This is a genomic window from Microbacterium sp. Soil_C_42 (assembly GCF_057656735.1).
In genome coordinates this window covers 1-22241 of record NZ_JBDGJU010000036.1, presented here as the reverse complement: position 1 = coordinate 22241, position 22241 = coordinate 1, and the positions used below count along the sequence as shown (strand labels likewise).

Genomic DNA, 22241 nt, shown 5'->3' with positions numbered 1-22241 from the left:
AGGGAGTGACCGTGACAGCTGAGCCGCGCGTGCTTTCGGGGCGCTATCGCATCGATGAGCCGATCGGCCGGGGCGGCATGGCGAGCGTCTATCGCGGCTACGACCTCACGCTCGGCCGCGAGGTCGCGATCAAGATCCTCGACCGCGAGCTCGCCGACGACAACGCGTTCCGCACGCGGTTCCGCCTCGAGGCGCAGGCTGCCTCGCGCATGGCCCATCCGACGATCGTGCGCGTCTACGACGCCGGCGAGGACTCTCTCACGGCTCCCGACGGCACGGTGCGTCCGGTGCCGTTCATCGTCATGGAGCTCGTCAAGGGCCGGCTCCTCAAGGAGATCATCGCCGCGGGCCCGGTCCCGGTGACGGACGCCGTCCGCTACGTCGACGGGATCCTCGAGGCCCTCGAGTACTCGCACCGCGCAGGTGTGGTGCATCGCGACATCAAGCCGGGCAACGTCATGGTCACCGACGCCGGCCAGGTGAAGGTGATGGACTTCGGCATCGCGCGCGCGGTGTCGGACTCGTCGTCGACGGTCGCCGAGACGACCCAGATCCTCGGCACCGCCGCGTACTTCTCGCCCGAGCAGGCCAAGGGCGAGCCGGTCGACGCCCGTGCCGACGTCTATTCGACGGGCGTCGTGCTGTACGAGCTCCTCACCGGGCGCCAGCCGTTCCGCGGCGAGTCGCCCGTCGCGGTGGCGTACCAGCACGTCAGCGAAGCGCCGGTGCCGCCCTCCGAGGTGAACGACACCGTGCCCCGGGCTCTGGACACCGTCGCCCTGCGCGCTCTCGCGAAGGACCCCTTCCAGCGCTACCAGGACGCCGCGGGCTTCCGCGAGGCCCTCGACGCGACCGTCGACGGCCGGCAGCCCTCCAAGCGCCAGGTGGGCGCGCTCACGAGCGAGCTGTACGGGCCGAACCCGCGGCAGGCTGCCGAGACCGCGCGGTCGCTGCGTCAGCTCAGCACAGACACCACGATGAAGCGCACGCAGGCCGGTCCGCCGGTGGCGTGGATCTGGGCGGGCGTGGCCCTGCTCGCGGTGCTGCTCATCTCCCTGCTGTTCTGGGTGCTCACGATCCAGCCGCGCGACGACCTCCCGGGCAACGTGCGCGAGGTGCCGGACGTCTCGGGCATGACCTACGAGCGCGCGAACGACACCCTCGCCGAATCGGACCTCCGCGCGATCCGCGTGGACGAGGAGAGCACCGACGTCGCCGCGGGCAACGTCATCCGCACCGATCCCGAGCCGGGGACGTCCGTCGCACCCGATCAGCAGGTGAAGGTCTACGTGTCGACCGGGCAGGAGATGTCGACGGTTCCGACGCTCACCGGGCTCGGACAGGAGGCGGCGACCTCGGCCATCACCGGCGCGGGGCTCCAGCTGGGCACCGTCACGCAGCAGAACGACAAGGATCTCGCCGCGGGCACGGTGATCTCGAGCAACCCGGTCGACGGGGCGAGCGTTCCCACCGGCACGATGGTCAACCTCGTCGTCGCCTCGGGCCGCGTGGCCATCAACGACGTGCGCGGCTACACCGTCGACGCGGCCACTCGTGAGCTCGAGAACCTCGGCCTCACGGTGATCCCGGCGGAAGACCCGAACTGCGCGGGCTCCACCCCGCCGACCGTGTCGTCGCAGTCCCTCACGCCGGGCGACGTCCCGGTCCACTCCGAGATCACGCTGACCTACTGCACGGGCGCCTGACCCGGAGGGCATTCGGCCCGGGGTTTCAGCGCCTCGGGCTCAGCGCAGCGCCGCGGGACGCGGCATCCGTGTATCCGATCGATGCGAGCCAGTTGCCGAGCAGGCGGTAGCCGCCCTCGGTCAGCACGCTCTCGGGGTGGAACTGCACGCCGAGGATCGGCGCGGTCCGGTGGGCGACGCCCATGATCACTCCACTCGCCGTGCGACTGGTGACGACGAGGTCGTCGGGGAGCGTCTCGGGCACGATCGCGAGGGAGTGGTAGCGCGTGGCGGTGAACGGGTCGGGCAGCCCTGTGTACAGGAGCGAGCCGTCGTGGTGCACGAGCGAGGTCATGCCGTGCATGAGCTCGGGCGCGTGATCGACGGTGGCTCCGTACGCCTCGCCGATCGCCTGGTGACCGAGACAGACACCGAGGAGAGGGAAGCCGCCGGCCGCGGCCGCGCGGACCACGTCGATCGACGCGCCGGCATCGGCGGGCGTGCCGGGTCCGGGGGAGACGAGGACGCCGGGCCGCCCCGCGATGTCGCGCGACGGATCGGTGAGGGCGTCCGCCTCGACGAGCTCGGTGTCGGCACCGAGTTCGTGAAGGTACCCGATCAGGGTGTGCACGAAGCTGTCGTGGTTGTCGACGACGAGGATCGGCGCCGACGACGAGGATCGATCGGTCACGACAGCGGGGTCGGAGTCGACGCCGCGGGCAGGGTGACGGTGACCTCCTGCGGGTTCACGAACTGACTGACCCAGGGGAAGGCGTAGAAGAGGAGGCCGTACAGCACGGCGGCGATCAGCACGAGCAGGATGAGGACCCGCACCCACCACGGGCCGGGGAGGATCCGCCACAGACCCGCGTACATCAGGCCACCGCCTGGAGGGAGGCGGGCTCCTCGCCCGACGCCGTGCGGGGGGTGAACGACTCGAACACGCCGTACGCCACGATGCGCTCGGTCATGGCGTACATCGGACTGCAGCTGGTCAGCGTGATGTAGGCCGTGCCCGCGGGGACATCCATCTGCTGGGGGACCGGAAGGAGCACCTCGACCTCGTTCGGCGTGACGTACTGGAGTGTGCGGAAGCGGTACGTGTACCACCCCTCCTGCGTCTCGACGACGATCGCGTCGCCGACGTGCAGATCGGCGATGCGGTTGAAGGGCTTGCCCCACGTGGTGCGGTGCGCGGCGAGCGCGAAGTTGCCGGCTTCGCCCGGCATCTTGGTTCCGGGGTAGTGGCCGATGCCGATGGGATCGAGGGTACGGGCCCGCGTGACGCCGCCGGCCATCGGCACGGCGTAATCCGCGCCGAACCGGGGGATCCGCATGATCGCGAATGTCTGACCGTCGGCGGGCTCTGCCAACACGGGCGGGGGTGCGGTGACGGGCACCGCTTCGGGGTCGGTGCCGGACTCGCTCGGGGCGGGGGCCGCGTCGGGGTTCTGATCCTCGTACTGCGCCTGCCACTCCTGCGACAGCTCCGTGCCCTCGGCGTTGCGCTCGGCGCCGTAGATGAGGTCGCCCACCCAGAGCTGCCACACGACGTAGAGGAGCACGACGACACCGGCCGTGATGAGCACCTCGCCGATGACGCCGACGACGGAGGTGCGCCGACGCGGGGTTCGAGTCCCGCGGGCAGCTCGCCTCGGGTCGCGCAGCGCGTCATCCACAGGTGGATTCTAATCAGGGCGGGCTGTGGCGTGGCTGGCAGTTAGACTCTTCAGCATGGCACGACCCGGCAAAGACGACGACTCGCTCGTCGAGCGCGCAGAAGGCGAAGCCGCACCCAACCCGGTGTGGTTCAAGCCGATCATGATCGGACTGATGCTCATCGGTCTGGTGTGGATCCTCGTCTTCTACCTGAGCGGCATGGCGTTCCCGATCCCCGACATCGGGGCATGGAACCTCGTGATCGGCTTCGGCATCGCCTTCATCGGCTTCCTGATGACGACGCGCTGGCGATAAGCGACACTTCGAAAGAGAAACCCCGGTCTATGGCGACCGGGGTTTTTCCATGCCCGGATGCTGCGGATCGGGCCGATCCGGAGTTGTTAACAAGTCTGTTAACACCTGTGAATTACACCCGTGTGATTCTCCCCAGGGTGTGGATGAGCCTGTGGATAACTCGGTTCAGAGGATCACGAGCGCCGGGAAGAAGACCGGCACGAACAGGAGTGCCACCAGTCCCGCGCCGACCGCGACGAGAAGCCCGATCTGCAGCCCGCGTTGGCGGACCCCACGCGTACGCGTGTAGATGAATGCCACGAGCAGGCCGACGAGCAGGCCGCCGACGTGCGCCTGCCATGACACGTTGAATCCGGGAATGAACCCGATCACGAGGTTGATTCCGAGCACGAGGGCGATGCCGGCGATGTTCGCGCCGATGTGGCGTCCGATCACGAGGAGCGCCCCGAAGAGGCCGAAGATGGCACCGGATGCCCCGACCACCGGCGTCGTGAACGACAGCAGCGTCACGGCGACGGAGCCGCCGAGCGTGCTGAGGAGGTAGAGCGTGAGGAAGCGCCAGCGGCCGAGGAGCGGCTCGAGACTGCGTCCGATCATCCACAGGGCGAGCATGTTGAGTCCCACATGCCAGATGCCCGAATGCACCAGGGCGACGGTGAGCAGACGCCAGGGCTGGAAGGTGCCCCGGAACTCGGGGTAGAGCAGCGGCGCCCAGTAGTACAGCGCGTCCTGGATGGCTCCGCCGACGCCGGGGATGAGCGTCAGGAGGTAGGCGAAGGCGGTGATCGCGATGATCGAGTAGGTGACGACGGGCCGGCCGGACGACGCCGACATGGCACGCGGGCGCGACCACCGCCGCTCGGCCTTCTTCTGCGCCGGCGACTGCGTCTTCTGCTGGTCGCGGAGGCACTCCGGGCAGATGACCCCGACGGCGCCCTGCGTCTGGCACTCCGGGCAGATCGTGCGCAGGCACCGCTGGCACAGCACGAAGCTCTGTCGGTCGGGATGCCGGTAGCAGAAGTTGTCGCGGTTGCGCTGGAAGTCCTGCGTGCTCACGCGGGCCCCGTCTCTGTCTCGCCTGGGCTCAGGGATGCGGATGGCCCGGGGCGGCGGTCGCCGCCCCGGGCCCGGTGACGCTCGCGCTCAGACCGCGGCGATGTCGATCGACTCGATGACGACGGGCTCGACCGGGCGGTCGCCCGCCGCCGTCGGCACCTCGGCGATCGTGTCGACGACGGCCTTCGACGCGTCGTCGACGACCTCGCCGAAGATCGTGTGCTTGCCCTGCAGCCACTCCGGGCCGCGGCCGCCCTGGCCGGGGACGGTGATGAAGAACTGCGAGCCGTTGGTGCCCTCGGGCTGGCCGGTGATCGCGTTGCGACGCAGGCCCGCGTTCGCCATGGCGAGCTTGTACGGAGCGGTGAAGGTGAGCTCGCCGCTGATCTCGTCGTTGAAGTTGTAGCCGGGGCCGCCCACGCCCTGACCGAGCGGGTCGCCGCCCTGGATCATGAAGCCCGAGATGATGCGGTGGAAGATGACGTCCTTGTACAGCGGGCCTTCGCCCGGCTTGCCGGTCGCCGGGTGCGTCCACGCCTGCGAACCGTCGGACAGGCCGATGAAGTTCTGCACGGTGCGAGGAGCCTGGTCGCCGAACAGGTTGACGACGATGTCGCCGTAGTTGGTGTGGATCGTTGCGACAGCTGTGTGAAGCGGCATGTCTACATTGTCTCAGAGTTCCCTGCAACCCCTCCCGTCTCACCGGTGGTCTGGCAAGATGAAGAGACCGACATCCCCACGATAGGGAGGGCAAACCGTGAGCCTCAGCCGCAAGCGCAAGAAGGAACTCGAGAAGCTGCAGAAGCAGGCCGGAAACCTCTGGGAGGCCCAGCAGGTTCTGGTCGGGGAGGCCGCGACCGTCGCCCGCGAGGCGAGCCGTCAGCTCGGTCACTACGGCCGCGAGCAGGTCAAGCCGCAGGTGCAGGCCGGGTACGACAAGTACGCCGCCCCCTACGTCGACAAGGGCAAGAAGGTCGTCAACAAGACCGTCATTCCCGCGGCGGGCGCCGTCGTCGGCTCCGCGCTGTCGGTGTGGGACGCCGCCAACGAGCAGCGCTCGCGCCTGGCGGACGGCCGCGGCATCAGCCTTCCGTCCTCGTGGGCGAAGGCGGTGCCTGTTCCGGCGAAGAAGGGCATCGGCGCCGGCGGCGTGATCGCCATCATCCTCGGCGTCGCCGCCGCGGTCGGCGTGCTGTACGCCGCGTGGCAGACGCTGCGGGCCGACGACGAGCTCTGGGTCGCGGACGACCCGCTGCGCGCACCGGATGCCTGAGCCCACCACCGGTGAGGTTCTGACGGGCGTCGATCGCGTCCGCGCGGCGGCGGCCGAACGCGGCCTCGAGGTCGAGATCCGGGAGCGTCCGGCGGCGAACAGCCTGCCGGAGGCTGCCGCGATCCTCGGCATCCCGCCGTCGGGCATCGTGAAGACGCTCGTCGTCAAGCGCAGCGACGACACCTATCTGTTCGCCCTGATCCCGGGTGACCGTGCGATCTCCTGGCCCAAGCTGCGCGCCGTCGTCGGGGTGAACAAACTCCAGCTGCCGGATCCTGCGCGCGCCCTCGCGGCCACCGGCTACGAGCGGGGCACCATCGTGCCGCTCGGCAGCACGCACGACTGGCCGATCTACGCCGACGCCGAGATCGCGGGCCAGCGCATCGCGATGGGAGCGGGCGCCCACGGCTACAGCATGTTCGTCGACGCCGACGCGCTCATCGACGCCTACGGCGCGACGGTCGCCGACATCTCGCAGCCCATCGACTGACGGCATCCGTCGCCATCAGGGCGTCGACGGAAGTTCGATCCCCGCCATCGTGAGGGCGATGTCGACCAGCTTGACGCGCTGCAGCGCGCGGACGTCGGGGAGTGTGAACCACTCGGCGCGGTCCGTCGACCCGCCGGTCTCGTTGCGCAGGCGCCCGCCGGTGATACGGGCACGGTAGACGATGCGCAGCGTGTGCAGCGGCAGGTCCGCACCAGGCTTGAGCCGGCGGCCCGGCGGGATCACGCGGGAATGGATGCCGAGGAGCCCGTCGATCTCGACCCGGTAGCCGGTCTCTTCCCTGACCTCGCGGCGCGCAGCGCTCTCAGGGTCCTCTCCAGGCTCGAGACCGCCGCCGGGCATCGTCCACGCGGCGCGACGGCCCTCGTTCCAGTGCGCGAGCAGGACACGGTCGTGATCGTCCACGATCACCGCGTACGCCGCGACGCGCAGGTCCATGCTTCACCCTAACTGCGGGGGGCCCGGGGGAGAATGCAGAAGCCGGTCCCTCTCGGAACCGGCTTCGGCTGTGTGGAGCCTAGGAGATTCGAACTCCTGACATCCTGCTTGCAAAGCAGGCGCTCTACCAACTGAGCTAAGGCCCCGGGGCTTACGGTGGGGCTACCAGGACTTGAACCTGGGACCTCTTCATTATCAGTGAAGCGCTCTAACCGCCTGAGCTATAGCCCCGTTTGACTGCGGAACCTGCGCTCCGCAACCTCCAAGACTTTACCCGACGAATCCGGATTTCACGAATCGGGCTGGTTGACTGGGGTCGTGACAGAGAATTCCCATCCTGGCGAACCGCACGGGGTCCGGCTGGGGGAGCGCCTGAACTGGCTCCGCGCCGGTGTTCTGGGCGCGAACGACGGCATCGTCTCGGTCGCGGCGCTGGTCGTCGGCGTCGCAGGCGCGACGACCGACACCGCCGCGCTGTTCACCGCCGGCATCGCCGGCCTCGTCGGCGGTGCCATCTCGATGGCGCTCGGCGAGTACGTCTCGGTGAGCAGTCAGCGCGACTCCGAGCGGGCGCTGATCGCCAAAGAGCGCGGCGAACTCCATGAGATGCCCGAGGAGGAGCTCGAGGAGCTCACCCAGCTCTACCGCGACCGCGGGCTGTCGGATGCGACGGCACGTCAGGTCGCCCTCGAGCTGACCGCCCACGACGCGCTGTCGGCCCACCTCGAGGTCGAGCTGCACATCGACCAGAACGACCTCGTGAACCCGTGGCACGCGGCGATCTCGTCGGCCATCGCTTTCACCCTCGGCGCGCTGCTGCCCTTCCTCGCGATCCTTCTCCCGCCTCCCGAGTGGCGTGTGCCCGTCACCTTCGTGGCGGTGCTCATCGCTCTGGCCGTCACCGGCACGGTCTCGGCGCACCTCGGCGGCGCTCCGAAGGTGAGGGCCGCGATCCGCCTCGTCATCGGCGGCGCGCTGGCCCTCGCCGCGACGTGGCTCATCGGCACGCTGCTCGGGACCACGGTGGTCTGACCCGCAAACGCCGAGCGCCGGCATCCGGGATCGAATCCACGGATGCCGGCGCTGCGGCAGTTGCGTCAGTTGGAGGTGAAGCCGACCAGCAGGCCGCCCGTCACCTTGACCGCGAGGTTGTAGATACCCGCGATCACGGCGCCGAGCACCGTCACGACCACGAGGTTCAGGATGGCGACGACGGCCGAGAACGCCAGGACCTGCGGGAAGCTCACGAACTGCGACAGCAGGATGCTGCCGTCGGAGAAGCTCGAGAAGAACTCGTCGGCCTTGGCGATCAGCCCGGTGGTCTGCACCACCAGGAAGACCATCACGAACGCCACCACCGTCACGACCGCGATGGCGATCGCGGCGAGGAAGGACAGCTTCACCGCGGACCAGAAGTCCACGTACACCAGACGCAGGCGAACCTGCTTGGCGCTGGTCTTGTGACTCGACTTCTTGGCGAGCTTGTCGGCTACCGTGCTCATGCGTCAGTGCTCTCTTCGGGGGTCTGGGGAGAGGCATCCGATTCGAGGGTGTCGTTCGACGGGGGGGTCTCGGGTGACGGTGCTGCCTCAGCTCCGTCGGTGGATGCGTCCTCGGATTCTTCTGCGAGGCCTCGTTCGCCGTTGCGCGCGATCGCGAGGATGCGATCGTCGTCGCCTGAGCGGGCGAACACGACACCCATCGTGTCTCTGCCCTTGGCGGGGACCTCGGCCACGGCAGAGCGTACCACCTTGCCGCTGGCAAGAACCACCAAGACCTCGTCGTCCTCGGAGACGATGAGTCCACCCGCGAGATCGCCGCGATCCTCGCTCAGCTTGGCCACCTTGATGCCCAGTCCGCCGCGGTTCTGCACGCGGTACTGATCGACCGCGGTGCGCTTCGCGTAGCCGCCTTCGGTCACGACGAAGACGTACCCGTCGTCGGCTGCGACGGACGCCGACAGCAGGCTGTCGCCCGCGCGGAAGTCCATTCCCTTCACACCGGACGTCGAGCGACCCATCGGGCGCAGCGCCGAATCGGTCGCCGAGAAGCGCAGCGACATGCCGTGGCGGCTGATGAGGAGGATGTCGTCGCCCTCGTCGACCAGCAGCGCGCTGACGACCTCGTCGTCAGGGCCGGCCTCGGCCTCGTCGCCCTCCTCGGCCGCCTGCCCACGGAGCTTGATCGCGATGATGCCGCCCTGGCGGTTGGTGTCGTACTCGGTCAGACGCGTCTTCTTGACGAGGCCGCTGCGGGTCGCGAGCACCAGGTAGGTCGCGACCGAGTAGTCGCGGATGTCGAGGATCTGGGCGATCTCTTCATCGGGCTGCAGCGCGAGAAGGTTCGCGACGTGCTGGCCCTTGGCATCGCGCCCGGCCTCCGGCACCTCGTACGCCTTCGCGCGGTAGACGCGGCCCTTGTTCGTGAAGAACAGCAGCCAGTGGTGCGTGGTGGTGACGAAGAAGTGCTCGACCACGTCGTCGGCACGCAGCTGCGCACCCTTGACGCCCTTGCCGCCGCGGTGCTGCTGACGGTAGTTGTCGCTGCGCGTGCGCTTGATGTAGCCGGCGCGCGTGACCGAGATGACCATCTCCTCTTCGGGGATCAGGTCTTCCATCGACATGTCGCCGTCGAATCCGTGGAGGATGTGCGTGCGGCGCTCGTCGCCGAACTTGTCGACGATCGCCGTGAGCTCCTCGCGGATGATGTCGCGCTGACGCTGCGGCGTGGCAAGGATCTCGCGGTAGTCGGCGATCTGCAGTTCGAGCTCGGCGGCCTCGTCGATGATCTTCTGCCGCTCGAGGGCCGCGAGACGGCGCAGCTGCAGCTGAAGGATCGCGTCGGCCTGCGCCTCGTCGACGTCGAGGAGCTTCTGCAGACCCTCGTTCGCCTCCTGCGCGTTGGGCGAGCGCCGGATGAGGGCGATGACCTCATCGAGCGCGTCGAGCGCCTTCAGGTAGCCGCGCAGGATGTGCATGCGCTCTTCGGCCTTGCGCAGGCGGTAGCTGGTGCGGCGGACGATGACGTCGATCTGGTGCTCGAGCCACAGCGTGACGAAACCATCGAGCGACAGCGTGCGCGGCACGTTGTCGACGATCGCGAGCATGTTGGCGCCGAAGTTCTCCTGCAGCTGAGTGTGCTTGTACAGGTTGTTCAGCACGACCTTGGCGACGGCATCCCGCTTCAGCACCACGACCAGACGCTGACCGGTGCGGTCCGACGTCTCATCGCGGATGTCGGCGATGCCGGTGATCTTGCCGTCGCGCGCGAGGTCGCCGATCTTGACCGCGAGGTTGTCGGGATTCACCTGGTACGGCAGTTCGGTGATGACGAGGCAGGTGCGGCCCTGGATCTCTTCGATCGCGACGACGGCGCGCATCGTGATCGAGCCGCGGCCGGTGCGGTAGGCCTCGCGGATGCCCTTGGTGCCGAGGATCTGCGCGCCGGTCGGGAAGTCCGGACCGGGAATGCGCTCCATCAGGGCCTCGAGCAGATCTTCGCGCGATGCCTCCGGGTGCTCGAGCGCCCAGAGCGCGCCGGCAGAGACCTCGCGGAGGTTGTGCGGCGGGATGTTGGTCGCCATGCCTACCGCGATGCCGACGGAACCGTTGACGAGCAGGTTCGGGAAGCGCGCCGGCAGCACCGACGGCTCCTGGGTCTGACCGTCGTAGTTGTCGTGGAAGTCGACGGTCTCTTCCTCGATGTCGCGCACCATCTCGAGCGCGAGCTGAGCCATCTTGGTCTCGGTGTACCGCGGGGCGGCGGCGCCCATGTTGCCGGGCGAGCCGAAGTTGCCCTGCCCCTGCGCGAGCGGGTAGCGCAGCGACCACGGCTGCACGAGACGGACGAGGGCGTCGTAGATCGCGGTGTCACCGTGCGGGTGGTACTGACCCATGACCTCGCCGACGACGCGCGCGCACTTCGAGAACGACTTGTCGGGGCGGAACCCGCCGTCGTACATGCCGTAGATCACGCGGCGGTGCACCGGCTTCAGGCCGTCGCGCACGTCGGGGAGCGCGCGGCCGATGATGACGGCCATCGCATAATCCAGGTAGCTGCGCTGCATCTCGAGCTGCAGGTCCACCTGGTCGATGCGGCCGTGGTCGTGCTCGGCATTCACGTCGGGACGTTCGTCTTCTGCCATGTCTTCTTCGATTCTTCGTTACGTTTCTGAGGTCGGCCTGCGACGTTTCGACTCGCTTCGCTCGCTCAACGACCGGGGTAGCTCGCTTCGCTCGCCTGTTCTTATATATCGAGGAAGCGGACGTCCTTGGCATTGCGCTGGATGAATGTGCGGCGCGACTCGACGTCCTCGCCCATCAGCACCGAGAAGATCTCGTCCGCGGCGGCCGCGTCGTCGATGGTCACCTGGCGGAGCGTGCGGGTGGAGTGGTCCATCGTGGTCTCCCACAGCTCCTTGGCGTTCATCTCGCCGAGACCCTTGTAACGCTGGATGCCCTCCTTGGGGATCCGCTTGCCGTTCGCGAGCCCGTCGGCGAGCAGCGCGTCGCGCTCCTTGTCGGAGTAGACGTACTCGTGCGCGGAGTTGGTCCACTTCAGGCGGTAGAGCGGCGGCATCGCGAGGTACACGAAGCCCGCCTCGATGAGCCCGCGCATGTAGCGGAACAGCATGGTGAGCAGCAGCGTGGTGATGTGCTGGCCGTCGACGTCGGCATCCGCCATCAGCACGATCTTGTGATAGCGGGCCTTGTCGATATCGAAGTCCTCGCCGATGCCCGTGCCGAAGGCCTGGATCATCGCCTGGACCTCGCGGTTGCCGAGCGCCTTGTCGAGGCGAGCGCGCTCGACGTTCAGGATCTTGCCGCGCAGCGCCAGGATCGCCTGCGTGTGCGGGTCGCGGCCCTGCACCGCGGAGCCGCCGGCCGAGTCCCCCTCGACGAGGAAGATCTCGCTGATCGAGGGGTCCTTGCTGGTGCAGTCCTTCAGCTTGTCGGGCATCGCCGCCGACTCGAAGACGCTCTTGCGGCGTGCGGTCTCGCGCGCCTTGCGAGCCGCCATGCGCGCGGTCGCGGCGTCGATCGCCTTCGTGATGACGCGCTTCGCCTGCACCGGGTTGCGGTCGAGCCAGTCGGCGAGCTGGTCGCCGACGACCTTCTGCACGAACGCCTTGGCCTCGGTGTTGCCGAGCTTGGTCTTGGTCTGTCCCTCGAACTGCGGCTCGGAGAGCTTGACCGAGATCACGGCGGTGAGGCCCTCGCGGATGTCGTCGCCGGTGAGGTTGTCGTCCTTCTCCTTGAGGAGGTTCTTGTCGCGCGCGTAGGTGTTGATGCGCGTGGTCAGCGCCGCACGGAAGCCTTCCTCGTGCGTGCCGCCCTCGTGCGTGTTGATGGTGTTCGCGAAGGTGAAGACGTTCTCGGTGTAGCTCGAGGTCCACTGCATCGCGAGTTCGAGCGAGATGTGGCGGACCGTGTCCTCCGACTCGATCTCGATGATCTCCTCGTTCACGACGTCGGCGTGACGCACCTTGTTGAGGTACTCGACGTAGTCGACGAGGCCCCGCTCGTAGTGGAAGTCGTCGAACGGCTGACGCTCCTCGGAGCCTCCGCCCTCGGCATCCGTGACGTAGGTCGAGGAGGGGCGCTCGTCGGACAGCGTGATGCGCAGGCCCTTGTTGAGGAACGCCGTCTGCTGGAACCGCGTGCGCAGCGTGTCGTAGTCGAAGTTCACCGACTCGAAGATGGTGTCGTCGGGCCAGAACTGGATGATCGTTCCGGTCTCTTCGGTCGGCTCGCCCTTCGCGAGCGGTGCCTGCGGCTGCCCGCCGTCGCGGTAGGACTGGCGCCAGACGTGCCCCTGGCGCTTCACCTCGACCTCGAGGCGCGTCGACAGCGCATTCACGACCGACGAACCGACACCGTGGAGACCACCCGACACCGCATACCCGCCGCCGCCGAACTTTCCGCCGGCGTGGAGCACGGTCAGAACGACCTCGACGGTCGACTTGCCCTCGGTGCGGTGGATGTCGACGGGGATTCCGCGGCCGTTGTCGACGCAGCGGATGCCGCCGTCGGGCAGGATCGTGACGTTGATCGTGTCGCAGTAGCCGGCGAGGGCCTCATCGACGGAGTTGTCGACGATCTCGTACACGAGGTGGTGGAGGCCGCGCTCACCGGTCGAGCCGATGTACATGCCGGGGCGCTTGCGGACGGCCTCGAGGCCCTCGAGCACCTGGATGGCGTCTGCCCCGTAGTCGCCGGGAGTTCCGTTGGGAGCCGGAGCGGGCTTTTCGGGTTCCTCGGAAACGTTATCGGGGTTGTCAGACGTCATCTTCGCGAGGGCTCCAAATCCTTCGACACGGGCCCTCACAGTCTATCGGGTAACGGCCCGATCACAGCGCTCTGCGCCCCTGTAAGGGGATGAAAATCGCCTGGATGCCTCCCGACGTGGCTTATCCGTAGGTATCGCGCGGACCGCGCCCTGGAATCGTTCTGGGACCCCATTTCCAGGAGGGGACGTCCGGCCCGATGAAGCGGACCGCGTTCACCCCGGCCTCCGGGTACCTGCGGACGATCTCCGAGAGGATCTGCGCGCGCATCAGCTGGAGCTGCTTCGCCCACGCCGTCGAGTCTGCCTGGATGGTGAGGGTCCCGTCCGAGAACGCGACCGGCCGGGTGCGCTTCGCGGTGTCCTCGCCGGCCACCTGATCCCATGCCCGGACGACGTCCTCCCGCGCCAGCTGAGGGTCCCACCCGGCCTCACGGGTCAGATCCGCGAGCACATCGCCGACGCCGCGAGGGTCGCGCCCCGGCGCGAATGGGATGTTGTCGTCGTCCGCGGTGCGCCGGCGGCGCTTGCGGTACGACCGGGCTGAGGGCTCGAGTCCGCGCAGGCGCAGGTACGTCGCGATCGTCTCCGGAACGGCGGTGCGGTCGAGGGGTGCGGGCTTCTGCTCTTCACCGGGATCAGGCATCGGCCGCCTCCGCCTCGACGGGACCCACGATGCGGCCGGCCTCGACACGCACCATCCGAGCGCGCAGCTCGCCGGGGACATCTCCCTCGACCGCGGCGGTGACCACGACCTGCTCGTAGTCGGCCGCGAGGTGCGCCAGGCGTGCGCGGCGGTCGGTGTCGAGCTCGGCGAAGACGTCGTCGAGGATCAGCACCGGGTCTCCGAGGCGCGATTCCGCGCGCAGCAGCTCCGCCGACGCCAGCCGGAGCGAGAGCGCGACCGACCACGACTCGCCGTGCGATGCGTACCCCTTCACGGGAAGACCGCGGATCCGCAGCAGCAGATCGTCGCGGTGCGGCCCCACCAGCGTGAGCCCGCGCTCGAGCTCGGATGTGCGCTTCGCCGCGAGCGCCTGACGGAAGAGCTCGGCGATGCGGGTCGTCGAGGCATCCGTCCGTCCGCCATCCGCGGTGGGGCCAGGCGAAGCGGGTGAGCCGGACCCGCTGTCGCCGTCTTCACCGGTGTCGGCGCCGGCGACCGAGAGCGCCCACTCGATCTCCGGGTTGTGGTCGGCCCCGGCGATGGCGGTGTAGGCGGCGGCGAGCGGGGTCGCGAGGTCGGTCGCGAGGGCGAGGCGCGCCGCGATGAGCTGGGTGCCGAGCGAGACGAGCTTCTCGTCCCACACATCGAGGGTCGAGAGCGCGTCGCCGCGGATGCCGCGCGCCTTCGCCGACTTCAGCAGGGCGGTGCGCTGCTTGAGCACGCGGTCGTAGTCGGCGATCACGCCGGCCATGCGGGGAGCCTGCTGCACCAGGAGCTGGTCGGCGAACCGGCGGCGCGCGGACGGGTCGCCGCGCACGATCTGGAGGTCTTCCGGCGCGAAGAGCACGACCTGCGCGTAGCGGGGAAGCTCCGCCGGCTTCACCGCAGCGCCGTTCACGCGCGCCTTGTTGGAACCCTGCCGGTTCACCTGCGCCTCGAGCTGCACGCGACGCTCGCCGTGGGCCAGTCGCGCGCGGATGATCGCCGCATCCGCCCCGTCACGCACCATGGGCGCGTCGTTCGACACCCGATGCGAACCCAGAGTCGCGAAGAAGCCGATCGCCTCGGCGAGATTCGTCTTGCCCTGCCCGTTGCGGCCGACGAACACGTTCGGACCGGGCCCGAGCTCGACGTCGGCGGCCGCGTAGTTGCGGAAGTCGACGAGACTCAGGTGCTCCACGATCACCGGACAAGCCTAATGACGTGCTCCGACGACGGGCTGATCAGCGAAGCAGCAGGTTGGGCTGCAGCAGGTAGCGGAACGAGTCCGAGCCGGCGCGGTCGACCGAGGTCTGCGGCGTGATCAGAACGGGACTCAGCTTGTTCGCGTTCTCGCTCGAGGTGAACGTGATGCGCACGAACTCGCTCTTCACGGCGCCGAGCGACTCGAGCAGGTACTGGGGGTTCAGACCCAGGGTGACTTCGTCGCCGCCGAGCAGCGTCGCGTCGACGGACTCGGTGGCGCGAGCCTGCTCGGTGCCCGAGGCATCCATCGACACGCTGTCGGCCGTGAAGGTGAACCGCAGCGGGGCGGAACGGTCCAGGACGAGCGACACACGGCGCACGGCCTCGGCGAGCTCGGCCGTGTTGACGACCGCGTGGTGCTCGGTCTGCTCGGGGAACAGGCGCCGAACCGGCGGGAAGTTGCCCTTGATGAGGAGCGACGTCACGGTCTTGTTGCCGGCGGTGAAGGCGATGATCTCGCGGTCGCCCGACCCGGAGAAGGCAATCGAGATGTCGCCGCCGTGCGCGAACGTCTTGCCGACCTCGGTCAGGGTGCGCGCCGGCACGAGTGCGGTCGTCGACTCGTCGCTCGCGGTGGTGCCACCGTCCCACGGGATTTCCCGGAGTGCGACGCGGTAGCGGTCGGTGGCGACGAGGCTGAGGCTCGTTCCCGAGACCTCGAGCTGCACGCCGGTGAGGACGGGGGTGACGTCGTCGCGCGACGCGGCGAACGCGACCTGCGCGATCGCGGTGGCGAAGTCCTCGGAGGGCACGAGACCGGAGTCGCCGGTCACCTCGGGGATCGCAGGGTACTCCTGCACCGGCATCGAGGCGAGGGTGAAGCGCGCGGATCCGCAGGTGAGCAGGATCCCGCCGTCTTCGTCGACCTCGATCTGGATCGGTGCGTTCGGCAGGCGGCTGGCGATGTCGGAGAGCAGACGGCCGTGGACGAGGATCGTGCCCGGCTCGTCGACGGTCGCCTCGATCGTGGTGCGCGCCGACGCTTCGTAGTCGAACGCGGCGAGCGAGAGGCCTTCTTCGGATGCCTCGATCAGCACGCCCGCGAGGATCGGCTGAGGGTTGCGCTGCGGCAGGAGCTTGACGACGAATGATACGGCTTCGCTGAACACATCGCGATTGACGTGGAACTTCACGAACGCTCCCTCTGCAGCGGGCCCTTCGACTGCGGGCTCGGGGTTCTCATGCTAGTGCCAGCCTCGGAGATTGCCAGTCCGCCTTCGCGTCTCGGGGCTTGTCCACCGCAAAGGTGATCGGACGGGTTTCATCACAAAGATTTCTTGTCATGGTGTTAACGGCTGTGGAAACTGTGGACAACTGCCGCGTTGCCAGTCGGGAGATGGAAACCACACTCGTGTGAGTTGTGGAGACGCTCCGGAGAGCGATCGGAAAGACGAATGACAAAACCTGTGGAGTCCGCAATCCATCCACAGGTCTCCCCCGCTCCTTCACAGCAGTTTCCGCAGCTTGGGAGAGTTATCCACAGGTTTTCCACACTGTGCAGAACCGGAATTTTGGCCCTGCTCCCCGCGCGTGTCAAGAACTTCTTCGGGCATATGCGACGAGGGGCCGGCGCGTCGTGACGCACTGGCCCCTCGAAGGGTGTGAAGGACGGGTCAGCGACCGTTGCGGCCGAGCTGAGCGGTGATCTCGGTCACCTGGTTGTAGATCGAGCGACGCTCCTTCATGAGCTCGCTGATCTTCTTGTACGCGTACATCACGGTCGTGTGGTCGCGGTTGCCGAACAGCTGCCCGATCTTGGGCAGAGACAGGCTCGTGCGCTCGCGACACAGATACATCGCGATCTGACGGGCTGTGGCGACGGACTGCGAGCGGCTCGACCCATAGAGGTCGTCGACGGTGAGCTTGAAGTAGGCCGCGGTCGCCGTGATGATGTCGGTCGGTGAGATGACGTTGGCGTCGTCTTGGTCGACGATGTCGCGCAGCACCGTCTGGGCGAGCGACATGTCGAGCGTCGAGCGGTTGAGGCTCGCGAACGCCGAGACGCGGATGAGTGCGCCCTCGAGCTCGCGGATGTTGCTCGACACGACGGTCGCGATGTACTCCATGACCTCGTCGGGGATGTGGAGTCGCTCGGACTGCGCCTTCTTGCGGAGGATCGCGATGCGCGTCTCGAGGTCGGGGGCCTGCACATCGGTGATGAGGCCCCATTCGAACCGGCTGCGCATGCGGTCCTCGAAGCCGGTGAGGTGCTTCGGGGGCACGTCGCTCGTGATCACGACCTGCTTGTCGTGATCGTGCAGCTGATTGAACGTGTGGAAGAAGGCTTCCTGCGTCTCGGCGCGGCCCTGCAGGAACTGGATGTCGTCGATCAGGAGGATGTCGACATCCCGGTAGCGCGCCTGGAACGCCGAGCCTCGGTTGTTGGCGATCGAGTTGATGAAGTCGTTGGTGAACTCCTCGCTCGACACATACCGCACGCGAATGCCGGCGTAGAGGCTCAGCGCATAGTCGCCGATCGCGTGGAGGAGGTGGGTCTTGCCCAGACCGGAGTCGCCGTAGATGAAGAGCGGGTTGTACGCCTTGGCCGGCGCCTCGGCGACCGCGACCGCCGCGGCATGGGCGAAGCGGTTGGACTGCCCGATGACGAAGTTGTCGAACGTGTACTTCGGGTTCAGTCGCGTATCGCTGCGCGAGACGGATGCTGTGTCCCCCGGCTCGTCGAGCGGCGGGCGTCCGACCGGCGGCCCGGACTGCAGTCCGACGGGCGACGCGATCGGCGCCGCTGTCGACTGCACCGGGATCGGTGCGGTGAGGTGCACGTCGGCGAGATCCGGGTTCACGACGACGCGGAAGTTCGACGCGGGGTCCGGGACGTCCTGGCCGACGCGTGTGAGCGCCTCGAGGATCGGCGCACGCATGCGCTTGGTGAACTGCGCCGCGGTCAGATCGTTGGGGACGTCGAGATAGAGTGTCCCGCCCATCACTCCCTGCGGAACGGCCAGGCTGATGAAGCCGTGCAGCTGCGGGGTGATGCGATCGTCTCGCACGAGTTCGTCCAGAACGGCCGTCCAGACCGGTACATCTGGAACTTCGTGCGGTGTCATGGCCCCCCCGGGTTGTTGATGATTCCACCGGAGGCCGCGGAAATGTCGGTGCAGGCCTGTGGATAACTGCCGGAGCCACGCTAGTCAGGAGGCGTCGCGTGAGCAAACTCCACTGTAGAACCGGCCTGCGTGTCGGTGCCAGGGTCGATCCCTTCGCCGGTGCATAATGACACGTTCTGCGCTCGGTTTGAGTTCTCGGGCAACTCGACGTAGCCTTAATCGGTTGACTTATGCCCTCGTGGCAGTCGCCCCTGTACACACGTCCCCGGTCTCGAGCGTCCCGGTGACACCTGATCGGAAGTAGTTCCCATGAGCAAGCGCACCTTCCAGCCCAACAACCGTCGCCGCGCCAAGAAGCACGGCTTCCGCGCCCGCATGCGCACGCGCGCCGGCCGTTCGATCCTGTCGGCTCGCCGCGCCAAGGGGCGCACCGAGCTCTCGGCCTGAGCCGAGCGGTGCTCGCGAGGCCGCACCGACTCACCCGCGGATCGGAGTACAAGGCCGTTGTCCGTCGGGGTCGTCGGTGTGCCGGAGCGCACACCATCACCTACGTGAACCGCGTCGTGACCGATGGTCCGGCGCGGTTCGGCTTCATCGTGAGCAAGCAGGTCGGTGGCGCAGTCGTGCGCAACACCGTCCGTCGCCGGCTCAAGGCGCTGTGCTTCGAGTCCATCGACTCGATCGCGCCCGGCAGCGACGTCGTGATCCGCGCACTGCCCAGTGCGGCATCCGCGTCCTTCGATGATCTGCGCAGCGACGTCGTGAAGTGCCTCGCACGGAGGGCCGCATGAGCGTTCTTCCCGCCTACGCGTTCGGAGACGCCGAGTTCGCGGCATCCGATTCTCTGCGCAGCATCCCTCTGCTCCCCCGCAACGCGCTGCTTGCGCTGCTGCACGGCTACCGCGCCACGATCTCGCACACCTACGGCGACGTCTGCAAGTACTACCCATCGTGCTCGGCGTACGCCGTCGGCGCGGTGCAGCAGCACGGCGCCGTCGTCGGTTCGGCTCTGACTGCCGCGCGCATCGCACGCTGCCACCCCTGGGCAGTCGGCGGCGTCGACGACGTGCCGCCCCGCAAGAACTTCCGGCACGCGCTGACCCGCCACGGGTTCGTCGTGCCCGCCCCCACCGGAAAGGACTGATCCTCCGCATGGATCTCTTGTCAGCCCTCGCCTCGACGCCGTCGCCGTCCGCTCCGGCGACGAACGGCGGATTCGATCTCTTCGGGATCATCCTGTGGCCGCTCAAGTGGGCGGTCGAGGCGGTGCTCGTCTTCTGGCACTGGCTCTTCACCGCGATCGGGCTTCCGGCGGCCGACGGCATCACGTGGGTGCTGGCGATCGTGGGTCTGGTCATCGTCGTGCGCTCGGCGATGATCCCGCTCTTCGTTCGGCAGATCAAGAGCCAGCGCAAGATGATGGAAATCGCTCCTGAACTGCGGAAAGTTCAGGAGAAGTACAAGGGCAAGAAGGATCAGCTCTCTCGCGAGGCCATGAGCCGCGAGACGATGGCGCTGTACAAGAAGCACGGCACCACGCCGGTCTCGAGCTGCCTGCCGCTGCTCGTGCAGATGCCCGTCTTCTTCGCGCTCTTCAGCGTGCTCAACGACGTCACCAAGCACGCCACAGCCGGGATCGGCGGTGTGGGCCTTCTCAATGCGGAGCTGACTCAGGAGTTCTACAACGCGAAGCTGTTCGGCGTCGCTTCGCTGCACGAGACGCTGATCGACGCTGTCAACACGGGCAACACCCCGGCGATCATCATCCTCGTCGTGCTGGTCGTGCTGATGATCGCATCGCAGTTCTTCACGCAGCTGCAGATCATCTCGAAGAATCTCTCCCCCGAGGCCAAGACCGGCCAGGCGTACCAGATGCAGAAGATCATGCTGTACATCCTGCCGCTGGGCTTCATCTTCTCGGGTGTCTTCTTCCCGCTCGGCGTCGTCATCTACTGGTTCGTGTCGAACCTGTGGACGATGGGTCAGCAGTTCCTCGTCATCCGCGAGATGCCGACGCCCGGCTCGGACGCCGCGAAGGCGCGCGAGGAGCGTCTGGCGAAGAAGGGCAAGGCGATCGACGCCTCGGGCAAGGTCGTGCCGATGGACAAGTACGTCGCCGAGCAGCAGCGTCTCTATGAAGAGGCCGAGCGTGCGAAGGCAGCGGCGCCGAAGCGTCAGCAGCCCGTGGGCAAGCAGCGCGCGAAGAAGCAGGGTCAGAAGCAGCCCGGGACCGGGCAGAAGCAGGGCGGCCAGGTGTCCGGTGGGACCGACCCGGGCAAGCCCGGCAGCGGCCCCACTTCCTGAAGCTCCAGACCGAACGTCACACACGAGGATCACGCCATGACCACGTCCCCTGATTACGCCCCTGTCGACACGCGCGAAGAGCGGGTCCCCGCGACCGTCGCCCAGCTCGAGGAAGAAGGCGATGTCGCCGCCGACTTCATCGAGGGTCTGCTCGACATCGCCGACATCGACGGCGACCTCGATCTCGATGTGCGCGCGGGCCGCGCGTACGTATCGGTCGAAGCGCCGGCCGGCGGATCGGTCGACCTGATCGCAGCACCCGACACGGTTCAGGCGCTCCAGGAGCTGACGCGCATCGCGGTGCAGAACCGCACCGGTCGCTTCTCGCGCCTGATCCTCGACATCGGCGGCTCGCGCGACGCTCGGCAGAACGAGTTGACCGCTCTCGTCGACCGCGCGATCGCCCGACTGGATGACGGCGCCTCGCAGGCGTCGTTGCCGGCGATGTCGAGCTACGAGCGCAAGGTCATCCACGACATCGTCGCGGAGCGCGGCTTCGTCTCCGAGTCCTACGGTGAGGGCGCCGACCGTCACACCGTGATCCGTCGCGGCTGAGTCGCGCGTTTCACGTGAAACAGTCGTGCTGAGCTTTGTCGAAGAATCGATGATCGAGATCGAGCAGGAACCCCCGGCCGCCGCAGAGATCTTCGGCGACCGCATCGACGTCGCGCGGAAGTTCGCCGAAGCCCTCGGACAGCACGGCGAAGAGCGCGGGCTGATCGGTCCACTGGAACCGCCGCGCCTCTGGTCGCGCCACATCCTGAACAGCGCGGTCATCGCTCCCCTGTTCTCCGGCCGCGTCGGTGACGTGGGGTCGGGCGCCGGCCTGCCCGGGCTCGTGCTTGCGATCGCGCGTCCCGACGTCGAGTGGGTCCTGATCGAGCCGATGGAGCGCCGGGTCGCGTGGCTGTCGGAGCAGGCGGAGGCGCTCGAGCTCGACAATGTCGAGGTGCTGCGCGCTCGGGCCGAGGATTGGAAGCGTGGTCCTTCACTGGATGCCGTCACCGCTCGTGCTGTGAGCGCTCTGCGCACGCTGGTGCCGATCACCGCTCCCCTGGTGCGCGACGGGGGTGAGCTCATCCTCCTCAAGGGGACGAGCGCCGCGAACGAGATCGAGGCCGCCGAGAAGCAGCTCCGCAAGTTCAAGGTGACGAACCCGCGCGTCGAGATCGTCGGCGAGGGTCTGCTTCCTGAACCGTCGCGGGTGATCCGAGCAACCGTACGCTGACGGCTGATCTCCGCAGGCTCGGCTGTCGGCCAGGTTCGGTGGCTGGTCTGGGCACGGTGATTCCCCTGCTTGGCGCCGATTCTCCGGTCGATGAGTTGCGGGCGGGAGCGCCCAGACGTGTGCTGCGCGTCGCGAAAGATCTCAGGTGCCTCGTATACGAATCGTGGCCTGATGTGGGAGGTGTCGGTCTAGGACCGACCTAGCGCGGATGTTTCACGTGGAACGGCTTGGTTATCGGGTATGACTGCGGCTCCCCTGAACCACAACGGACCGAACCGTGGGATTGGGCGCATCCCGCGCATTCCACCGACATGCGGCAGACCGCGGAGTGCAGTCGCACGCCTGGGACCTCAAGCGCGCCTCCAAATCAGAGCGTCGACCACGGTGTCGAGGATGCGGGAGCGTGGGATCACCACAGGTTGACCCGATCCACCGTGGGTGACGTCCCGCTTGTTGGTGGAGTTTCTCGACACCGTGCGGGTCAGCTTGTTTGATTATGCCGCGGTCAGTTCC

The 22241-nt window shown here is 67.7% G+C and carries 24 protein-coding genes and 2 tRNA genes; 11 read left to right on the top strand and 15 right to left on the bottom strand.

Annotated elements, in window-relative coordinates; genetic code table 11:
* The first annotated feature begins 11 nt into the window (after positions 1 to 11).
* Entirely contained in the window at positions 12 to 1706 is a 1695-nt protein-coding gene (gene pknB, locus AC3A46_RS16390; protein WP_487666153.1) for a Stk1 family PASTA domain-containing Ser/Thr kinase, read from the top strand.
* A 25-nt stretch (positions 1707 to 1731) separates the two neighbouring features.
* Here the strand turns inward: pknB and AC3A46_RS16385 are convergent, their stop codons facing one another.
* Genes AC3A46_RS16385 through AC3A46_RS16375 form a run of 3 tightly spaced genes read right to left on the bottom strand, consistent with a single transcriptional unit; the run spans position 1732 to position 3364 of the window.
* Complete coding sequence (locus AC3A46_RS16385; RefSeq protein ID WP_487666152.1) at positions 1732 to 2376, bottom strand: anthranilate synthase component II; 645 nt, start codon at positions 2374 to 2376, stop codon at positions 1732 to 1734.
* On the bottom strand, positions 2373 to 2561 hold the full coding sequence (locus AC3A46_RS16380) for a hypothetical protein (RefSeq protein WP_056365525.1): 189 nt from the start codon (positions 2559 to 2561) through the stop codon (positions 2373 to 2375). The genes AC3A46_RS16385 and AC3A46_RS16380 overlap by 4 nt, the downstream gene beginning before the upstream one ends.
* Positions 2561 to 3364, bottom strand: coding sequence for a class E sortase (locus AC3A46_RS16375; protein WP_487666151.1), 804 nt, complete (start codon positions 3362 to 3364; stop codon positions 2561 to 2563). Before AC3A46_RS16375 ends, AC3A46_RS16380 begins: the two co-directional genes overlap by 1 nt.
* 55 nt (positions 3365 to 3419) lie before the next feature.
* Here AC3A46_RS16375 and AC3A46_RS16370 point away from each other — a divergent pair, with 55 nt between their 5' ends.
* Positions 3420 to 3659: a cell division protein CrgA gene (locus AC3A46_RS16370; protein WP_045301992.1), complete on the top strand. Its 240-nt coding sequence runs from the start codon at positions 3420 to 3422 to the stop codon at positions 3657 to 3659.
* Between the two features lie 165 nt (positions 3660 to 3824).
* Here the strand turns inward: AC3A46_RS16370 and AC3A46_RS16365 are convergent, their stop codons facing one another.
* Positions 3825 to 4715, bottom strand: coding sequence for a rhomboid family intramembrane serine protease (locus tag AC3A46_RS16365; protein WP_487666150.1), 891 nt, complete (start codon positions 4713 to 4715; stop codon positions 3825 to 3827).
* An 87-nt stretch (positions 4716 to 4802) separates the two neighbouring features.
* On the bottom strand, positions 4803 to 5375 hold the full coding sequence (locus AC3A46_RS16360) for a peptidylprolyl isomerase (protein WP_056365531.1): 573 nt from the start codon (positions 5373 to 5375) through the stop codon (positions 4803 to 4805).
* Between the two features lie 97 nt (positions 5376 to 5472).
* On the opposite strand from AC3A46_RS16360, the gene AC3A46_RS16355 reads away from it, so the two are divergent.
* Both AC3A46_RS16355 and AC3A46_RS16350 read left to right on the top strand, forming a co-directional pair.
* Complete coding sequence (locus tag AC3A46_RS16355; RefSeq protein ID WP_487666149.1) at positions 5473 to 5988, top strand: DNA helicase; 516 nt, start codon at positions 5473 to 5475, stop codon at positions 5986 to 5988.
* Positions 5981 to 6478 carry an aminoacyl-tRNA deacylase gene (locus tag AC3A46_RS16350; protein WP_487666148.1) on the top strand — a complete coding sequence of 166 codons (498 nt, stop codon included), beginning with the start codon at positions 5981 to 5983 and terminating at the stop codon, positions 6476 to 6478. Before AC3A46_RS16355 ends, AC3A46_RS16350 begins: the two co-directional genes overlap by 8 nt.
* Before the next feature lie 15 nt (positions 6479 to 6493).
* Here the strand turns inward: AC3A46_RS16350 and AC3A46_RS16345 are convergent, their stop codons facing one another.
* The 3 genes from AC3A46_RS16345 to AC3A46_RS16335 all read right to left on the bottom strand — a co-directional run bounded on the left by AC3A46_RS16345 (position 6494) and on the right by AC3A46_RS16335 (position 7165).
* Positions 6494 to 6934: an NUDIX hydrolase gene (locus AC3A46_RS16345; protein ID WP_487666147.1), complete on the bottom strand. Its 441-nt coding sequence runs from the start codon at positions 6932 to 6934 to the stop codon at positions 6494 to 6496.
* Between the two features lie 73 nt (positions 6935 to 7007).
* Positions 7008 to 7080: transfer RNA gene (locus AC3A46_RS16340), tRNA-Ala, on the bottom strand.
* 11 nt (positions 7081 to 7091) lie between these two features.
* Positions 7092 to 7165, bottom strand: a tRNA-Ile gene (locus AC3A46_RS16335).
* Between the two features lie 87 nt (positions 7166 to 7252).
* Here AC3A46_RS16335 and AC3A46_RS16330 point away from each other — a divergent pair.
* The gene (locus AC3A46_RS16330; RefSeq protein ID WP_487666146.1) at positions 7253 to 7966 is read left to right on the top strand and encodes a VIT1/CCC1 transporter family protein; all 714 of its coding nucleotides are present in this window, start codon (positions 7253 to 7255) and stop codon (positions 7964 to 7966) included.
* Between the two features lie 65 nt (positions 7967 to 8031).
* Here the strand turns inward: AC3A46_RS16330 and AC3A46_RS16325 are convergent, their stop codons facing one another.
* The 7 genes from AC3A46_RS16325 to dnaA all read right to left on the bottom strand — a co-directional run bounded on the left by AC3A46_RS16325 (position 8032) and on the right by dnaA (position 18196).
* Positions 8032 to 8436, bottom strand: a complete 405-nt coding sequence (locus AC3A46_RS16325; RefSeq protein ID WP_045301979.1) for a DUF3566 domain-containing protein — start codon at positions 8434 to 8436, stop codon at positions 8032 to 8034.
* The gene (gene gyrA, locus AC3A46_RS16320; RefSeq protein ID WP_487666145.1) at positions 8433 to 11078 is read right to left on the bottom strand and encodes a DNA gyrase subunit A; all 2646 of its coding nucleotides are present in this window, start codon (positions 11076 to 11078) and stop codon (positions 8433 to 8435) included. Before gyrA ends, AC3A46_RS16325 begins: the two co-directional genes overlap by 4 nt.
* A 101-nt stretch (positions 11079 to 11179) precedes the next feature.
* The gene (gene gyrB, locus AC3A46_RS16315) at positions 11180 to 13222 is read right to left on the bottom strand and encodes a DNA topoisomerase (ATP-hydrolyzing) subunit B (protein WP_487666144.1); all 2043 of its coding nucleotides are present in this window, start codon (positions 13220 to 13222) and stop codon (positions 11180 to 11182) included.
* A gap of 121 nt (positions 13223 to 13343) precedes the next feature.
* Entirely contained in the window at positions 13344 to 13865 is a 522-nt protein-coding gene (locus AC3A46_RS16310; RefSeq protein WP_487666143.1) for a DciA family protein, read from the bottom strand.
* A complete protein-coding gene (recF, locus tag AC3A46_RS16305) occupies positions 13858 to 15072 on the bottom strand; it encodes a DNA replication/repair protein RecF (protein ID WP_487666142.1) in 1215 nt (404 codons plus the stop codon). The genes AC3A46_RS16310 and recF overlap by 8 nt, the downstream gene beginning before the upstream one ends.
* Before the next feature lie 37 nt (positions 15073 to 15109).
* Positions 15110 to 16264: a DNA polymerase III subunit beta gene (gene dnaN, locus AC3A46_RS16300; RefSeq protein ID WP_487666141.1), complete on the bottom strand. Its 1155-nt coding sequence runs from the start codon at positions 16262 to 16264 to the stop codon at positions 15110 to 15112.
* 480 nt (positions 16265 to 16744) lie between these two features.
* Positions 16745 to 18196: a chromosomal replication initiator protein DnaA gene (dnaA, locus tag AC3A46_RS16295; protein ID WP_487666140.1), complete on the bottom strand. Its 1452-nt coding sequence runs from the start codon at positions 18194 to 18196 to the stop codon at positions 16745 to 16747.
* A gap of 309 nt (positions 18197 to 18505) precedes the next feature.
* Here dnaA and rpmH point away from each other — a divergent pair, with 309 nt between their 5' ends.
* The 6 genes from rpmH to rsmG are packed head-to-tail and all read left to right on the top strand — an operon-like array spanning position 18506 to position 21728.
* A complete protein-coding gene (gene rpmH / locus AC3A46_RS16290) occupies positions 18506 to 18643 on the top strand; it encodes a 50S ribosomal protein L34 (protein WP_005054680.1) in 138 nt (45 codons plus the stop codon).
* A gap of 8 nt (positions 18644 to 18651) precedes the next feature.
* Positions 18652 to 18987: a ribonuclease P protein component gene (rnpA, locus tag AC3A46_RS16285; protein WP_487666139.1), complete on the top strand. Its 336-nt coding sequence runs from the start codon at positions 18652 to 18654 to the stop codon at positions 18985 to 18987.
* Positions 18984 to 19340, top strand: coding sequence for a membrane protein insertion efficiency factor YidD (yidD, locus tag AC3A46_RS16280; RefSeq protein WP_045301961.1), 357 nt, complete (start codon positions 18984 to 18986; stop codon positions 19338 to 19340). Before rnpA ends, yidD begins: the two co-directional genes overlap by 4 nt.
* A gap of 8 nt (positions 19341 to 19348) precedes the next feature.
* Positions 19349 to 20500 carry a membrane protein insertase YidC gene (yidC, locus tag AC3A46_RS16275; RefSeq protein WP_487666138.1) on the top strand — a complete coding sequence of 384 codons (1152 nt, stop codon included), beginning with the start codon at positions 19349 to 19351 and terminating at the stop codon, positions 20498 to 20500.
* A gap of 36 nt (positions 20501 to 20536) precedes the next feature.
* Complete coding sequence (locus tag AC3A46_RS16270; protein ID WP_487666137.1) at positions 20537 to 21055, top strand: Jag family protein; 519 nt, start codon at positions 20537 to 20539, stop codon at positions 21053 to 21055.
* 49 nt (positions 21056 to 21104) lie between these two features.
* Positions 21105 to 21728, top strand: coding sequence for a 16S rRNA (guanine(527)-N(7))-methyltransferase RsmG (rsmG, locus tag AC3A46_RS16265; protein WP_487666136.1), 624 nt, complete (start codon positions 21105 to 21107; stop codon positions 21726 to 21728).
* Positions 21729 to 22241: the final 513 nt, after the last annotated feature.

Excerpts from the sequence above, each read along its gene's own strand:
- gyrA (WP_487666145.1), bottom strand. The coding sequence starts at position 11,078 with ATGGCAGAAGACGAACGTCCCGACGTGAATGCCGAGCACGACCACGGC.
- yidC (WP_487666138.1), top strand. The coding sequence starts at position 19,349 with ATGGATCTCTTGTCAGCCCTCGCCTCGACGCCGTCGCCGTCCGCTCCG.
- dnaA (WP_487666140.1), bottom strand. The coding sequence starts at position 18,196 with ATGACACCGCACGAAGTTCCAGATGTACCGGTCTGGACGGCCGTTCTG.
- AC3A46_RS16370 (WP_045301992.1), top strand. The coding sequence starts at position 3,420 with ATGGCACGACCCGGCAAAGACGACGACTCGCTCGTCGAGCGCGCAGAA.
- AC3A46_RS16360 (WP_056365531.1), bottom strand. The coding sequence starts at position 5,375 with ATGCCGCTTCACACAGCTGTCGCAACGATCCACACCAACTACGGCGAC.
- AC3A46_RS16350 (WP_487666148.1), top strand. The coding sequence starts at position 5,981 with ATGCCTGAGCCCACCACCGGTGAGGTTCTGACGGGCGTCGATCGCGTC.
- gyrB (WP_487666144.1), bottom strand. The coding sequence starts at position 13,222 with ATGACGTCTGACAACCCCGATAACGTTTCCGAGGAACCCGAAAAGCCC.
- rpmH (WP_005054680.1), top strand. The coding sequence starts at position 18,506 with ATGAGCAAGCGCACCTTCCAGCCCAACAACCGTCGCCGCGCCAAGAAG.
- AC3A46_RS16325 (WP_045301979.1), bottom strand. The coding sequence starts at position 8,436 with ATGAGCACGGTAGCCGACAAGCTCGCCAAGAAGTCGAGTCACAAGACC.
- AC3A46_RS16380 (WP_056365525.1), bottom strand. The coding sequence starts at position 2,561 with ATGTACGCGGGTCTGTGGCGGATCCTCCCCGGCCCGTGGTGGGTGCGG.
- yidD (WP_045301961.1), top strand. The coding sequence starts at position 18,984 with ATGAGCGTTCTTCCCGCCTACGCGTTCGGAGACGCCGAGTTCGCGGCA.
- AC3A46_RS16310 (WP_487666143.1), bottom strand. The coding sequence starts at position 13,865 with ATGCCTGATCCCGGTGAAGAGCAGAAGCCCGCACCCCTCGACCGCACC.
- AC3A46_RS16270 (WP_487666137.1), top strand. The coding sequence starts at position 20,537 with ATGACCACGTCCCCTGATTACGCCCCTGTCGACACGCGCGAAGAGCGG.
- AC3A46_RS16345 (WP_487666147.1), bottom strand. The coding sequence starts at position 6,934 with ATGGACCTGCGCGTCGCGGCGTACGCGGTGATCGTGGACGATCACGAC.
- rsmG (WP_487666136.1), top strand. The coding sequence starts at position 21,105 with ATGATCGAGATCGAGCAGGAACCCCCGGCCGCCGCAGAGATCTTCGGC.